The organism is Chryseobacterium camelliae (genome assembly GCF_002770595.1).
Lineage (GTDB): Bacteria > Bacteroidota > Bacteroidia > Flavobacteriales > Weeksellaceae > Chryseobacterium > Chryseobacterium camelliae.
In genome coordinates this window covers 1,063,575-1,078,799 of sequence record NZ_CP022986.1, presented here as the reverse complement: position 1 = coordinate 1,078,799, position 15,225 = coordinate 1,063,575, and the positions used below count along the sequence as shown (strand labels likewise).

13 protein-coding genes and 1 pseudogene are annotated in these 15,225 nt (G+C 39.1%); 8 read left to right on the top strand and 6 right to left on the bottom strand.

Going from position 1 to position 15,225, the window contains the following annotated elements:
- The first annotated feature begins 104 nt into the window (after positions 1 to 104).
- Both CGB83_RS04875 and CGB83_RS04870 read left to right on the top strand, forming a co-directional pair.
- Positions 105 to 422 carry a DUF421 domain-containing protein gene (locus tag CGB83_RS04875; RefSeq protein ID WP_100074791.1) on the top strand — a complete coding sequence of 106 codons (318 nt, stop codon included), beginning with the start codon at positions 105 to 107 and terminating at the stop codon, positions 420 to 422.
- A gap of 15 nt (positions 423 to 437) precedes the next feature.
- Positions 438 to 632, top strand: a pseudogene (locus tag CGB83_RS04870) (YetF domain-containing protein); the annotation flags it as partial.
- Between the two features lie 62 nt (positions 633 to 694).
- Here CGB83_RS04870 and CGB83_RS04865 read toward each other — a convergent pair.
- Entirely contained in the window at positions 695 to 1,075 is a 381-nt protein-coding gene (locus CGB83_RS04865; RefSeq protein WP_100074789.1) for a YidH family protein, read from the bottom strand.
- A 327-nt stretch (positions 1,076 to 1,402) separates the two neighbouring features.
- On the opposite strand from CGB83_RS04865, the gene CGB83_RS04860 reads away from it, so the two are divergent.
- From CGB83_RS04860 to CGB83_RS04850, 3 genes are read left to right on the top strand one after another with little or no spacing between them, the layout of a single operon-like run.
- Positions 1,403 to 2,665, top strand: a complete 1,263-nt coding sequence (locus CGB83_RS04860; protein WP_228420112.1) for a hypothetical protein — start codon at positions 1,403 to 1,405, stop codon at positions 2,663 to 2,665.
- Positions 2,650 to 3,705, top strand: a complete 1,056-nt coding sequence (locus CGB83_RS04855) for a glycosyltransferase family A protein (RefSeq protein ID WP_100074788.1) — start codon at positions 2,650 to 2,652, stop codon at positions 3,703 to 3,705. The genes CGB83_RS04860 and CGB83_RS04855 overlap by 16 nt, the downstream gene beginning before the upstream one ends.
- Positions 3,702 to 4,943, top strand: coding sequence for a glycosyltransferase (locus CGB83_RS04850; protein ID WP_100074787.1), 1,242 nt, complete (start codon positions 3,702 to 3,704; stop codon positions 4,941 to 4,943). Before CGB83_RS04855 ends, CGB83_RS04850 begins: the two co-directional genes overlap by 4 nt.
- A gap of 93 nt (positions 4,944 to 5,036) precedes the next feature.
- On the opposite strand, the gene CGB83_RS04845 is transcribed toward CGB83_RS04850, so the two are convergent.
- Positions 5,037 to 5,699 (bottom strand): MarC family protein, encoded by a 663-nt coding sequence (locus CGB83_RS04845; RefSeq protein ID WP_100074786.1) that lies wholly within the window; start codon positions 5,697 to 5,699, stop codon positions 5,037 to 5,039.
- Between the two features lie 263 nt (positions 5,700 to 5,962).
- On the opposite strand from CGB83_RS04845, the gene CGB83_RS04840 reads away from it, so the two are divergent.
- Complete coding sequence (locus tag CGB83_RS04840; RefSeq protein WP_100074785.1) at positions 5,963 to 6,628, top strand: DUF6624 domain-containing protein; 666 nt, start codon at positions 5,963 to 5,965, stop codon at positions 6,626 to 6,628.
- Positions 6,629 to 7,081: 453 nt separating this feature from the next.
- On the opposite strand, the gene CGB83_RS04835 is transcribed toward CGB83_RS04840, so the two are convergent.
- Entirely contained in the window at positions 7,082 to 9,085 is a 2,004-nt protein-coding gene (locus CGB83_RS04835) for a S9 family peptidase (RefSeq protein WP_100074784.1), read from the bottom strand.
- A gap of 221 nt (positions 9,086 to 9,306) precedes the next feature.
- Here CGB83_RS04835 and CGB83_RS04830 point away from each other — a divergent pair, with 221 nt between their 5' ends.
- The gene (locus CGB83_RS04830; protein ID WP_100074783.1) at positions 9,307 to 10,128 is read left to right on the top strand and encodes a hypothetical protein; all 822 of its coding nucleotides are present in this window, start codon (positions 9,307 to 9,309) and stop codon (positions 10,126 to 10,128) included.
- A gap of 124 nt (positions 10,129 to 10,252) precedes the next feature.
- On the opposite strand, the gene CGB83_RS04825 is transcribed toward CGB83_RS04830, so the two are convergent.
- The 3 genes from CGB83_RS04825 to CGB83_RS20715 all read right to left on the bottom strand — a co-directional run bounded on the left by CGB83_RS04825 (position 10,253) and on the right by CGB83_RS20715 (position 13,885).
- Positions 10,253 to 10,771, bottom strand: coding sequence for a hypothetical protein (locus tag CGB83_RS04825; protein ID WP_100074782.1), 519 nt, complete (start codon positions 10,769 to 10,771; stop codon positions 10,253 to 10,255).
- Between the two features lie 1,464 nt (positions 10,772 to 12,235).
- Positions 12,236 to 13,183 (bottom strand): YihY/virulence factor BrkB family protein, encoded by a 948-nt coding sequence (locus CGB83_RS04820; protein ID WP_100074781.1) that lies wholly within the window; start codon positions 13,181 to 13,183, stop codon positions 12,236 to 12,238.
- 477 nt (positions 13,184 to 13,660) lie between these two features.
- The gene (locus CGB83_RS20715) at positions 13,661 to 13,885 is read right to left on the bottom strand and encodes a class I lanthipeptide (RefSeq protein ID WP_100074780.1); all 225 of its coding nucleotides are present in this window, start codon (positions 13,883 to 13,885) and stop codon (positions 13,661 to 13,663) included.
- A 149-nt stretch (positions 13,886 to 14,034) separates the two neighbouring features.
- Here CGB83_RS20715 and CGB83_RS04810 point away from each other — a divergent pair, with 149 nt between their 5' ends.
- Positions 14,035 to 15,225: a lanthionine synthetase LanC family protein gene (locus CGB83_RS04810; protein ID WP_100074779.1), complete on the top strand. Its 1,191-nt coding sequence runs from the start codon at positions 14,035 to 14,037 to the stop codon at positions 15,223 to 15,225.

Below are 15,225 nucleotides of genomic sequence, written 5' to 3'. Positions count from 1 at the left end.
CTTTTTCATTAAAAATCAGAATAATTTTCTGATCATGCCGCTTCCGTGGTATCGGCTGGTTTTAAGATCAATGGCTTTTTTGTTAATCCTGTAAAAATCAACAGATGGGATATATTTTTTTTGAAAACTGGGCTAATGTATGGCATATGGCCCTGATGACGGTTATATCTTTTATTACTCTCTTTATACTGATCAGGATTTCCGGCAAACGGACACTGGCTAAATTCAACGCCTTTGATTTTATCGTTACGGTGGCATTGGGTTCCGTACTGGCCTATATGATGCTGGCTCAGATTACCTTTACTGAAGGAGTCGTGGTATTACTGCTGATCATAGGCCTGCAATATCTTTTCGCAAGGCTTTCGCGGGAATCGGACGCCATGGACAAAGTGCTTAACGCTTCGCCAAGGCTTTTGTTTTAAAAAGGAAGTTACCTTGAAGACAGCATGAAAAAAGAAGCGATTACCGAAAACGAAATTTTCGCGGTCATCCGTAAGGAAGGCCTTGCAAAAATTGAGGATGTCCTTGCCGTAGTCATCGAGCCGAATGGGGAAATCAGTGTGATTGAAAGGAATGGCGCCCATGAAGAACACAGTGCGCTTGATAATCTTAAGGTCCCGGGAAAAAGTTAAAGCTATCAAAGGATTTTGATTTGGCCAGGTGATTAACTGGATTTGTAAACCGGTAACGGCTCTCAGATACCGGTAACCAGGTAATAGATCAGGAAAACGCTTAAGGCAATAAGGGATACCGTTAACGTTAGCAGCATTGTACTGTTCCCCTCATACGTATTCCTGCTGATCTGTTTTTTGGTTTTCTGATAATTTATATACGACATCAGAAGTGTCAGCACACCGGCTGCTACCAACAGGATACCGGTCAGCCCCGAATAGCCTTTCTGACTGTGAATAATGATGTTTTCTCCAGCCACAAGCGATAGCTGTTTAAGGAAAAGGGAGAATTTCACCAGGATAAATCCAAAGCCCATCATCGCTATGGCAGTCCGGACCCAGGCCAGGAATGTCCTCTCATTAGCAAGGTGGTTACTGATGTTGTTTTTATTGTCTTCCTGCATATATGTATATTTTAAACGAAAGCTGTCTGAAACAGATTGCGGTATACCTAAATATTATTGATTTATTCTTTTGCGATATCCCTCAGGTGATTCTTATTACCGGCAGGATCAGGCAGGGTTAATGATTGCTGTAACATCAATACAAATCCCGTGCTTAAAGAATTCAATTGCCTGTACCTTATTATTCATCATTGATATTTTCCTTTAATTTTTATACAATACATAATAATTCGTTTAATTAAGTATTTTTTAATATAATAAACATTAAATTGAATGCATTGTATGGATAATTCGTATAAATTTGCAGATTCATAACAAATGCTATAAATGGGTATTACAACATCGAGGGGATACGGATTGGGGGCTTCTTTATTCCTATTAACCCTCTCTCTGATCAGTTATTCGTGTACAAAAGACAATGAAGATTTCTTTGCGGAAAATGTTCCGGCAAATATCAAGAACGAATCGGAATACTCCGGCCTGCTGAATTATTCTACCGACCTGGGTACGGTGAGCATCAACACCATGGCTAACGGAAATTATGCCGGAGAGAACAATCCAGCTTTCATTAAAAATATCAACAGCCCCAATTTCGGATATTGCCATCCTGACGTACAGTATTTTCCCAACGGTTTCCATGGTTATAAATACTGGATGGTATTTACGCCTTATTTTGGGAGTGTAGGAACGAACGACTCTTCAAAACGATATGAAAATCCCACTATTGTTGTTTCCAATGACGGGTTAAACTGGGCCGGGCCTAACGGGCAGTCGGGACCTTTGCAGAAGGTACCTTCGCTTAAGGAAAGCTTTGCAGAAAAGAAGAATGAACCCAAACAGGGCTTCTGGTCTGATGTGGACTGGATCTATGAGAACGGGAAATTCTCCCTGTATTACAGAGGAAGCTTTATCAAGGCGGCAGCCATTAAAAAAAGAGGGGCTAAAAACAAAAACAATTTTATGAAGCTTACCTCCGATGCACAGCGTACCATTGTGAGGCAGACCTCGGCAGACGGAGTTACCTGGTCACCCATGGAAGCAGTATATACCAGCAATTTCCCTTTTTCGCCGAAGAATAACCATATCATTTCTCCCAGTATCGTTTTCAACGGTAAAAATTACATCAGCTATGAGGTGGAGAACAATCTAAGCCCGAATTTCCCGGGAAATGATCCTTCTTATGTCATCAGCAGGAAATCCGGTGACGGACTTAACTTTTCAGCGTTCAAGCAAAGCAAAGTGGTTAATTTCGTAAATAAACCCTGGGTGAATGTCAACGCTCAGTATGCTCCATGGCATATCCAGGCAACTTATGTGGATGGTTATTATTTCTTATGCATTGCCGTGGGTGAAGTGAAAAAATATACTTCAGAATCCCTGTATATTGCGGTCTCAAAAGACGGGTACAACTTTAAGGTTTTCCCTAAACCGTTAGTGGAATATAATGCTTACAGGTCCTGCATATTCCCGATGCATACCGATAATGACAATATAGACTTCGGGGCGATCGTCGGATTGAAATCGGGTGTTTTCAAATACCGGACATTTCAATTGAATAAGTTAAAGTTAGAGGCATGTTTGGTGAATTGAATCCTGATCAGTCTGAAAATAACACTATCGGCGTATCGGTAATCATTCCGATTTATAATACAGGTAAGTTCCTTTCCGAAGCAATAGAAAGCGTACTGCAACAAAGTTTCCGCAATTTTGAGATTTTGCTGATTGATGACGGGAGCAATGATAACAGTGCTTCTGTATGCCGTGGATACGTTGATTCTGATCAAAGAATTACCTATTATCATCAGAATAATTCAGGGGTTTCTGCTGCAAGAAATGCAGGATTGTCCCGTGCCAGGGGAAAATATGTTTACTTTCTCGATTCTGATGACAGCCTTGAGGAAAATTTTCTGAAAACCTCTTTTGACGCTGCGGAAAAGCAAAACAGCGATATCCTTATTGTCGGGCCTTACCATTGTAAACGCCGGGCCGGTTTGGCGGCATTGCCCACGTGCGCGCAGTTCCTGAAACGGGAATTCCTGGAAAAACATCCGGATATCCGGTTTCCGGAGAAAATTCAGCCCTGCGAAGACGGGCTGTTTTCCCATCAGCTGCTTGCACTTACATCAGCTGTAGGGACTAATCCTGAAGGGATTTATTTCTACAGGCAGCATGAATCTCAAAACCACCGCATGATCAACGGCAATACCGGAAGCGTTATGAGCCAGATTCCTGCCTGGATCAACATTCTGCGTAATTTCTACAGGGAATACGATTTATTGGATACCCACGCACTGCACCTGATTCTGTTCCTGGAACACGAACCGTTCGGGTTGCGGTATCTGGCTATGAATTTAACGGATCAGCAAAAGAGCCAGTTGCACCAGATGATAAAATCTTATGTAGCTGAACTGATGCCTTACATCAGCGAAGATCAGAAAAAGAATATCAGCAGGCCATTCTTACATTTTGTAAGTATAGAAGACAGTTCAGGTTTCCAGGTCTATTATGACGATTATGTAAAGAAGGAGAAAATGAAAAAGAAGCTTTATTTCTTCCTTATTAAATGCATTCCGTTAAAAGCCCTCAGGACGAATATGAGAAAAACAATGAGAGAAAAATTTGAGCGATGAAAATTTTACTCGTACAGCATGAACATTTCATCAACGGAGCCGGAGGAACAGAAAAAATATGCAGCTTTCTGGCTAATACACTGTCACTGGCTGGACATCAGGTTACCATTGCCACTCACCAGGATATTTCGGGAAAACCGGTATATCCCCTCGAAGATAAGGTAACGGTGACCAATATTTTTAATCCGGATATTGGTCAGGTTCATTTATTCCCTCTGTACAACTATAAAGGTAAAAACCCTTTCCGGTGGGTGCTCCGTAAAATAGAAAAGAAAAGAAATAAGCTCCGGAATCAACGTTTGATTCAGAGTAAGGGCGGGCCGGACGGGCTTTACCGTTATAACCTTTCATGCAGGTCAAAATACTGGAAATCCCGGATCGATGAGATGAATCCGGATGTCATCATTACCATGTCTATTGGATCGCTGCTGGAAATCACTTACCAGAATACATATGATGTTCCAATCGTAAACTCTGTTAACGGCAGGCCGGATTATGATTATACCGATGTATTATGGCCCAGAAAGCAAATTGAAACGGCCCTGCTGAAAGAGTCTTTTAAAAAACTGGATGTCATCCAGGTCCTGTTTGAAAGCTATACGGCGTTCCTGCCGGAGACATTTCACGGGACAACCGTGGTGATTCCTAATCCTGTTCCTGCGATCAGCCCGGAGAGCCAGGTAAACCGGCAGAAAAAAGAGCGGTGCCGGATCATTAACATCGGTTCCCTCGTAGATGACTGTAAAAAGCAAAGCATCGCCATAGACCTGTTCAGCAGGCTATCGGCAAAATACGACCGATGGGACCTGCATTTATTCGGGATCGGTGCAGACTATGATACACTGCAGCAGCGGATAGATGATTATAATCTTAATGACAGGATTTTTTTGCGGGGATTTACAAGCCGTCCGCTGGAAGAGCTCAGCCATGCCGATATATTTATTTTTCCCAGCCGGTATGAAGGCTTTCCATTGGCTTTAACCGAAGCAATGGCTTCAGGGTTGCCTTCTTTGGGCTTTATTGACTGTTCCGGTGTTAACCAGCTGATCAAAGACGAAGTTACGGGCTTTCTTTGCCGGGATGAAAACGAAATGTTACAACGCCTGGAAGAGCTCATGAACAGTGAAACGTTAAGGCTGGAAATGGGGATCAATGCCCGTACGTCCATGGAATCTTACAGTGAAGATAAAATTGCGCAGCAATGGAGGGATTTGATCGGATCTTTACAGCTCAAGTAAATTTTAAAACTATTGCGTCCAGTATCTGATGATATCATCATCAACCTGTTGCCGGTTACATGGAGTATCAATGGTATTTTATAGGCCTGAATATCAGTGGAAAATAGCTTTCACGCCCGTAACGGCAATCTCCAGGCCAACACAGAAGATCAGGAAGGCAAAAATTCTGTTGGCGATATTCTGGCCGTTGGCTCCCAGTTTCTGTATGATGGTTTTGGTATGGCTGTAAAAGAAAAACACCAGGGCACACATGATGATGATGGCCAGGATGATGGCAGAGGTGTTGATCAGGTACGTTTCCCAGTTTTTGTCGGCACTGTGTGCACTCAGGGTAAACAGTACGGAAATCGTGCCAGCGCCTGTAGTGATAGGAAACGTAAGCGGATAGAAGAGCTGGTCTGAGATATCAGCGGTACTGATTTCCGTATCTTCCTTCTCCTGGTCACTGCCCTGCTGCTGGTCAGAGGAAAGCGAAACCCATCCCATCTTGCAGATCAGGATTCCGCCGGCCACCTGGATGACAGGAATTGAAATCCCGAACAGTTCCAGGATCCAGTGGCCCGCAAATAAAGAAATGATGCAGATAAAAAAGGCATACATCGTAATCTTCCGCACTGCATTTTTCTTCCGGCTTTCCGAAAGCCTGGACAGGTACGGGCTGATGATAAGGGCAGAACCGATAGGATTAACCACCGGGAAAAGGGCTATGATCCCGATGAACAGGAGATGCAGGAAAGAATGAAGCGGTACAGGCATATGTCTGGATTATGAGATGAAAACTATTTTATAATCTAAATATATAACTATTCAGCAAAATAAATAACATGCATTATAAATTTTACGGAGTGTACAGGTGATCTTAGGAATTTATCTATAGATAAGAAATGTCAATATCATCAAGTGTCAAAAAATGCTACATGACCGGGATCTGCTGTAGCTGTAAAAAATACTTAAAAATAGGGATATATTTAAGGCACGGATTTCAATACTTTTAACCATTCTTATTCTAATATAATTTTATGACAAAAATAATTCAGTCGGCTGTTGCACTGCTGATCATGACCGGGGCTTTTTCGGCTTCCGCCCAGGAAATCAATTGTAAAGATAATGCATCAGTGAAAGAGAAACTGAAAGGCATCCATGAAGCCGATCAGCAGATACGTGCGAAGATCAAAAAAGAAATGCCGTCCGGCGATGCTTCCAAAATTAAACAGATGGCGCTGGAAATGAAAGCGTCAGACAAGAAGAACCAGCTATACATCAGCCAGCTGCTGGACCAGTGTGGCTGGCCGGAGGGATTGACTGCGGAAGAGAGCAGTACCGTGTTTTTGGTTATCGACCATGCAGACCTTACTTTCATGCAGAAATACCTGCCGGTACTTGAAAAACAGGCCCAGGCGGGAAACGTTTCAAAAAGTGACCTGGCCACCATCCGCGACCGGGTTCAGATGCTCACCGGAAAGAAGCAGGTGTACGGTACCCAGACTCTTAAGACAGGCAAAGAGGTTTATGTATGGCCGGTAGATAATGAAGCAGGATTGGATGCCCGCCGTAAGGAGATGGGCTTACCCTCTATGGAGGAGTACATCGGGATGCTGAATAAAGCCTATCAATCAGAAGTAATCTGGGACAGGCAAATGACAGTGGAGGAAGCTGCTTCAAAAATGGTGAAGAAAAATAAATAGGATCATCTCTGCCATACAGCTTATTTCCATACTGTAAAAACCTGATACATTGATACCGACCTGATGTGGGTTACTATTTAAAAATAGCAGTTCATACATCAACTGGCTTTGGATAAATTATTTAATTTTTGCGGCAGTATGGAAAATCCTGTTTTACCATCTGAGATTCATCTTTTCTCCTGAACTGGTTAATAAACGGGATCCGAAAATCCTATCAGGAAGGCTGCATTATTTTGGACGAAAATGCTTTGCCCCGTTCCATATCCATTGTGATTAAATGGGTGAGGAAAGTATTCTGGAGCGGTATAAATTTTCATAGGAACAGTGCAAGATCACCGTAATGAAATTTCCCCGGGCTTGTAAAACGGTAAACCTGTAATCACGGATGTAAAAACAAAAACAGAAAGCCAATGTCTGGCTTTCTGTTTTCTATAAATGATGGAAAAGGATTTCCTACTTATTAAAGTTTTCAGCAAAGAAGCCGAGCATGGTTTTGTAAAACTCGATGCGGTTATGCTCTTTCCCGAATCCGTGGCCTTCATCATATTTTACCATATACGGTACCTCGAAGCCTTTGGCCCTCAATGCTTTTACAATCTGGTCGGATTCGTTGATGTTTACCCTCGGGTCATTGGCGCCCTGAACTACGAACAGCGGCTTCTTGATCTTATCGATCTGGAACACCGGTGACACTTCTTTGGCAATTTTAGCTTCCTCAGGATTGTCCAGGTCGTACCAGATCTGTTTTACCATTTCCTTGTAAGGCTTCCAGTATTCGGGGAAAGAATCGAAGAAGGTGAAAATATTGGATACGCCTACATAATCAACGCCGCAGGTATACAGGTCCGGTGTTTTGATCAGTCCCATCAACGTTGCGTAACCGCCGTGGCTTCCGCCGTAGATCGCTACTTTGTCTTTATCTATCCAGCCCTGTGCAATGGCATATTTTACCCCGTCTTCCACATCATCCATCGCTTTCCGTCCGATCTGCTTGTAGCCGGATTTCTGGAATTCCTTTCCGTACCCTCCTGAAATCCTGAAATTCACCTGTAAGGTAGCATAACCTCTGCTCGCAAACAGCTGCGTTTCCGGGTTAAAGCCCCAGTCGTCGCGGATGCCCTGCGGACCGCCGTGCGGATTGACGATCAGCGGTACTTTTTTACCTTGTACGGCTTCCTTCGGCAGCGTAATGTAACCGTGGATGGTCACACCGTCCCTGCTTTTAAATTCTATCGGGCGCATTTCCGCCATATCTTGCTCTTTCAGCTGCGGCATCAGGTCGAAAAGGAGCTTGGTGGTTTTGGTTTTCGTATCGTAGATATAATATTTTCCGTATAGCTTATCGCTGTCTACCACTACCAGCAGCTTTTCGTCCTTATCATCCGATGAAACCACGGAAATCTGCTTGTCGCCGAATTCGGAAACCAGTTTGTTATGGACTTCCTTATAAAACGGGCTCACCGGGATCGTCTCGTTTTTAATGCCGTTATAGCTGATATAATCCAGTTCGTACTTCCTGTTTTTCCCGGCCAGGCTGATGGAGCTTACATCGAAATCCGGATTGGAATAGACTTCCCTGATCACGGCATTCTTCTTCAGGTCGTACAGCACGATCCTCGATTTATCGCTGTCAAGGTTTGTTACCACATAGGCTTCATCCTTGTTGCCGGAGTTTTCATTGAAACTGATGATGTAGAAATTATCTTTCCAGTCGGTGGATTTCAGGAGGTTAAATTTCCCCGTTTTCAGGTCTTTGTAATACAGCTTTGTGGTCAGTCCGTTTTCCAGGACTGCGTACCCGCGGAGGTTTCCGTCCTTGTCGAAAATATAATTGTCAATCGGGCTGTTGACATCCTTGTTTTCATACAGCTGCGTCATTTCCCCCGTATTGAAATTGATTTTATACGGTTCAAAGATCTGCTTGTTGTTCTTATTCATCGCCACGATCACAAACGGAGTATCCTTAATCGCATGCACCATGTTCAGGGTAATCCCTTCAAAAGGCGTCAGGTCTTTCAGGTTCTTCCCATCAATATCGGCGGCATACAGGTGGATATTTTCATTCCCGCCGCGGTCCTGGGTAAAGAACAGTCGTTTTTTATCCAGCCAGCCGTAGTTCCTGATAAGGTCATCTTTTTCCTCAATGGCTTTGGTGACGGTTCCGGTCTTAATGTTCTTTACATACACATGGTTCTTGCCGTCTTTATCTTTTTCCTTGTAAGAAAGGTATTGTCCGTCCGGCGATACCCTGAACTGAGAGGCTTTCGGCCGGGCAAAATAATCCTCTACTTTGTATTGGTAGTTGCCTTTATCGTACGCAATCAGTTGGTCGAAGGTGGCCTTTGTGGAAACCAGGGTAGGGTCTCCCGGCAGCTTGCTGGTTTGGGTCTGTGCATTCATCATAATGGAGGATACCACAACAGTGGTGATCCCGAAAATTTTAGCGTTAATATTCATGTCTCATAGTTTGGTGAAAAGTATCTTTATGATAAGACGCCTTTGGAGGGTGGTTTGTTACATGGGGTTGGGGGATTTAAACACTGGATATAAAAATAATTGGTAATATAAAGTTCAGTTTGCAGAAAATTAAATACCTCTAAAGGTATCGTTACGGGTTCCCATAATTTCTGCATTATGCTTCTATTTATATTTGAAAAATAATATAAAATCTAATTATCATGATAAGTCTTGTAACATTTCTAGTAGGTTCATTTATTTTGTTTTTAATAAATCTCATCATACTAAGATCTCAAAAAACTAAGTTTCCCAATCAAACTGAAGATCAAAATTTACAATCAACCGAGAAGATTAGAAATAAAGTATTAAGTATAGGATTTTCTCTCATATTTCTAATCATATTGTTTATTAATCTTTTTTATAAATCAGAAAAAGAAATATTAGCTGAAAAAGAAAAGAAAGAAGAATTGGATAAGTTTTCCCGTAAAAAACAGGCAGAATCCAATGAAATAAAAAGATTGGGACTAACTGAAAAGGAAGTTGAAATTTTACAGCAACATGAAATCCCAATAAATTATTTATCTGATGAAGTGAGAAATGCTTATTCTATTTTGAAATCACAGAAATATTTTGTGGATACTGAAATACTAAGGTTTACCGGACTGGCTAAAAAGACAAAGGGTTCTGACTTTGAAAAAAGAGTTGAAAAAACCAGGGATTCACTGATTAAATATGAAGATGCTATTGGCCAAAAGCAAATTGCTGATTTTGATAAAAAGCAATCTGCAGAGGAATCTCAAATGCGGCTTAAATATGGAGAAGATCTCAGAAATTTATTACTAGACAAAAGTTTTGATATTGAGGTTAAAGTTTTTGGAAAAGATAATAAGAAGATAAAGTTAACTTATGTCCTATTTAATGATGTCTGGTTCAGAAAATTTGAAACTAAAGGCTATTTTGACATGATCCACGAAAAAGGCTTTAATCATATTGAGTTATCAGATGGTTATGATTATTATAAAGGGGTACGATATAGTGAATAATTTCTTCAGTAGAATTATTTTTCTCTAAAGTTTAAACTATTTGATCAATGCAAGCTGTATTTTGCATGATACTTTAAATCATTATAATCATAATTAGATATGGTATGAACTATATAACAAAACTCTATAATAAATTTAGATTCTTGAAAATTTCTTTAATATTTTCTCTAAACTTGTTATATGATTCAAAATTATTTAGAGTATTGATGTCTAGTGATTCTCCAATTGGAGAATATAAATCCGCAATTGAAAGTTGATTACGTATCTTCTTTGGATATTCTGATCTTCCAATTCTGATTGCTTCCGCAATTCTAGTTTTTGGATCAGTAAAGGTTTCTGGGTTTCCAGTTATATTTAAATCAGAATCAGACTTTTCTGTACCTATTACTCGTTTAAGTAAATTCTTGTCTGCAAATAACCAAGACTCAGTTTCCGTAATTGGTATTAAGCCACAAATTAATTTACAGTATTCATTCTCATCCTTATGAGCAATCTCTTCAAAAACATGGTTTTTATATGAACGTGAAATCTGTACTGTTTGTTGGAAAAATTCCCCTCCGAGGAGGGATGGCGAAAGTTCAGAGAATTTTTGACGGGGTGGTTTTGATGATCCTAGATGATACAGGCTGTAAGTTTTTACCACATAAGAATCATGAAGATGACAGCTTTGAAAACAGAAGAGCACATTAGTTTTTAAAAATCTACGATTTTTAAAATGCGTGAAAAAAAACCTGTGTGATTTGCTGATCTGCGAGACGTTTAAACCACAACAGTTACAAAAGTTTTTTTAACACTTTAGAATCTTAATAAATCAGCTTTGAAAATAGGAAGAACACAGAAGTTTTAAAACCTGCGGTTTTTTATGTGCGCATGAAATCTGTTCGGTTAGCGGGATATAGCAGTTGGGGAAATTCCCCTCCGAGGAGGGGTGGTGAAAATTCAAAGAATTTTTGACGGGGTGGTGTATGACATATGACTTTTTAGATATTGTAAATAATCGTTTAAAACTAATTAAGGTGATTTATAATAAATTTAATATGCTAATAATCAGTTTAATGAATATATGGTCATTGATTTATTTATCCCTTTATTTTGAAATACTATAAAAATGTATATCTTTGGATGACTGATGGTCATGGCTGAGCAAAAAAATCCATTTTAACTTACAGCTGTAGTTATATTCAACATAACCTATAATAAGACTGTTATAATTTTAAATCGTATTGATTCATCATGTTATATAGAGTGAAGTGTTTTGGTGAAGCCGTCTTATTGGTACAATAAGGCGGTTTTCCTTTTGCAGTGGGATTTATTCGGGATCGAGAGTTGGAGAGTGGAGAGGAAGAGTGTGGTAGTGAAGCTTAAAATCTCATTTTTTTTGACACTTAAGAATTTTTTGAAGAGAACAACTTTGAAAACAGTAAGAACACAGAAGTCTCAAAAACCTACGGTTTTTACATGCATGAAAAAATCTACGTGATCTGCTGATCTGCGAGAGGATAAAAACCACAACAGTCACAAAAGCTTTTGACACTTAAGAATCATTAAGATTAAGAGCTTTGAAAACAGAAGAGCACTTAAGTTTAAAACCTGCGGTTTTTATATGAACGTGAAATCTGTGCGGTTTGTTGGAAATAGCGGTTGGGAAAATTCCTCCATTGGAGGGGTGGCGAAAATTCAAAGAATTTTTGACGGGGGTGGTTTAATGATTATGAATTATAACATGCTGCAAAGTTTTTAACACATTAGAATCATGAAGAGAACAATATTGAAAACAGAAGAACACATCAGTTTTTCAAAAACCTACGGTTTTTAAAATCTGTGGAAAAATAATCTGGAGATAAAACCACAATAGTCACAAAAGTCTTTTCTGAAACTTTAGAATCTTAAGAAACTAACTTTGAAAACAGAAGAACACAGGAGTTTTAAAAATCTATGATTTTTAAATGCGTAAAAATCTGCGTAATCTGCTGATCTGCGAGGATAAAAGCAGACAACCTGATTAAGCATTGACTAATTCAATTGAACCTACCGGGTTTTTAAAACCTGGTAGGTTTTCTCACTACGAATTTCCTTCTGTTGAATAGCTTATTAAGCTACAATTGATTCAAGATTTTTTCTGAGCAGGTTCAACGCCTTCTACGATATCGTCTTTATCCTCTTTAGCTACCATCTGCGGGCTCAACTTTGCATGCCTCGACGGCTTGAGTTCATGACCCTTATTTTTTGCATATACTTTGGTAAATTCGGCTCCGAAAAAAATAATCTGGCAGGTATAATTGATCCAGAGCAACAACAGGATAATGGTCCCTGCGGTCCCGAATGCAGAGCTGGGATTGAAGGTGTCGAAGTAAAACGTCAGGAGGTATTTCCCAAGCGTAAACAATGCGGCAGTTACTGCGGCACCTATCCACACCGATTTCCATTGGATCTCAACATCCGGAAGGATTTTAAACATGGCCGCGAAAAGGATCAGGGTAATGGCAAAGCCTACCACAATGTTAAGGATGTTGACTAAAACCAAAGTCTCCAGGTTGAACCGGCGGACGATCCAGTCATTGGCAAGTCCGATGAATGAACTCAGCAACAGGGTGATCAGCAGCAAAAATGCAATCACTACAATCATTCCTAAGGAATTGGCACGGTCCAGAAGGTATTTTTCCCATGCTTTTTTAGGCGCTGCCACCACATCCCAGAGCTTATTGAGGGATTTCTGGAACTGGAAGAACAGGGAAGTGGCACCGAATACCAGGGTAACTATTCCCACAATTTTCATTACGATATTCTTTTTGTCAACCATCCCGCCGATCACCATTTCTTCAAGGCTTTTCCCGACATCTTTCCCCATCATGCTGCCGATAAGCTTGGTGATTTCACCACGCACCGCTTCCTCACCGAAGAAAATCCCTGTGAGCCAGATGATGATGATGAGCAGTCCGGGAATTGAAAAAATAGCATTGTACGCAAGGCTGGCTGCTTCCGTACCCAAGTCGCGGGCACTCCAGTCTTTATAGGTATCTTTCAGGATGTTCCAGAAGTTGTTTTTAGCGTTCATATATTTGGGTGTTAGGTTTAAAATATTATCTATAATTAAAAATAATATTTAAAATATTTCTGGAAACATTCAAAATTCGTACCTATATATATTAAACTATCGTAGTGACATATTTTTATAATGGAACTCCTGTCCTTAATAGCTGATACGAGTAAGACAAGTATTAGTTAATTATTTAAAAGTGTATATATTGTTAACTTTCTCTTAGCATTTTATAAATCTTATGCTAAGAACTTTGTAATAATAGCTTATGAAGCTATAAAGAATCTGGGTTTTATAATGAAATAATAGTATGAATTCTTACGGATTAAAATGAAAAGAATGGAAGTTTCAGATGATAAAATCTCAAATTTAAAATAAGATTATATATGAGATCAATATTTAATCTTATAGATTTTAGAATGTGTAACATATTAATTTTATTAAAAAGGAGCCTGTTTCAAACAGGCTCCTCAATAATTCTAAAATCAGACTGGACTAAGGACAGCTAACGCAAGTAAGCTGACCACCTGTGGTTATCTTGGTATACGTAGAACAGTCAGTTGAGTTATCACTTCCTGTACACCAGTCACATGTAAAGTTATGTCTGGTACTAGCTGCACCATTGTCAATCTGCTTACCTCCTGTAATAGACTGCATGTCTGAATTCGTTAAAGAAGAAATTTTTTCCTTCTTCAGAGAAAGTTTTTTACCTTTTTTCATAGAATAATTCACAATATATTTAGTTATTGTGCTGCAAATATATATATATTTGTAAAATAAAAAAATTAAAAGGAAGAAAAAAAATAAATATCTCTCTTTTCATAGATATATAAAATATACTTAATAATATTTAATCACAAAATGTATAAATGGACAATACCCTATTAAGAGAAAAATTAAATGAAGTAACCCAGTGCTTATATGAAATAGATTATCAAAATATGCCGATTTCTCTGTTTCAGGGTATAGGAGGAGTGTCTTACTTCTTTTTTGAAAAGATAAATTCTATATCAGCAACAGAAAAAGATAAAGAATTCTTTATCTACTTGATCGAACTTTTAGTCGATAAACTTAATACAGAAGAATATTCATTTACGTACTGTGATGGACTGTGTGGGATAGCCTTTATACTCAGAAAATACCATCCTTTACTCACTAAATATGGATATGAATTAGATGATCTTATTGAAGATATAGATTCTGTTTTAATTCATCACCTGGAGAAGCTGTCTGAAAATGATGATATGAATACAGACTTTTTGCACGGTACTTTTGGATTGCTTTATTATTTTTCTTTTTTCAAAATTAATGATCATCAATTTAGGGTCAATTATATCAAAAACATTAATTACATTATTTCATATATCGATAAGGCGAAAAGCAGTATTGAATTAAATATAAATTATGGCCTGGCTCATGGGCTTTGTTCAATAATGAATGTCATAAAAATATATTTAGCACATTTCGACCCTAATTGTAAGACTTCCAGGGAATGCCTGGATTTATGCTGTACTTTATTTACAGATCCAAGAATTGATTTCAAATCTTCATCTTTATATCCAAGTATCTCTCCTATTAATGATTTCAGTATCAATGCTGAAATGCACCCTGTACATTTAGGCTGGTGCTATGGTGACCAGACTATTTCTACCTCTCTGCACAATATCGCCTATTTTCAGAATAATGAGAAATTAGCGCAGTTTTCTTTAAAAATTGCAGATCATTGGAAGAAAAGGGATACTATTAAAAAAGCCTTAAATAATGATCACTTTTATGACTATATGTTATGTCATGGAGTAGGGTCTGTGGCGCTATACAATAAAATCTGGTTTAATATTACTCAGGATGAGCAGTTTTATAAGAACTATGATTTTTTTATGATGGATTTATTATCTCAGGAGCAGGCTGAAGATAATGTAGCAGGATATAAAAGGGCGGTGATTAATCAGCAGTATGAGAAGAGTTATGGAATTTTAACAGGTGTAGCGGGTGTTGGGCTTATTCTTTTAGATGCATTTAATTCTGAAAGAAAGTCATGGTATGATTTATTTATAATTTAA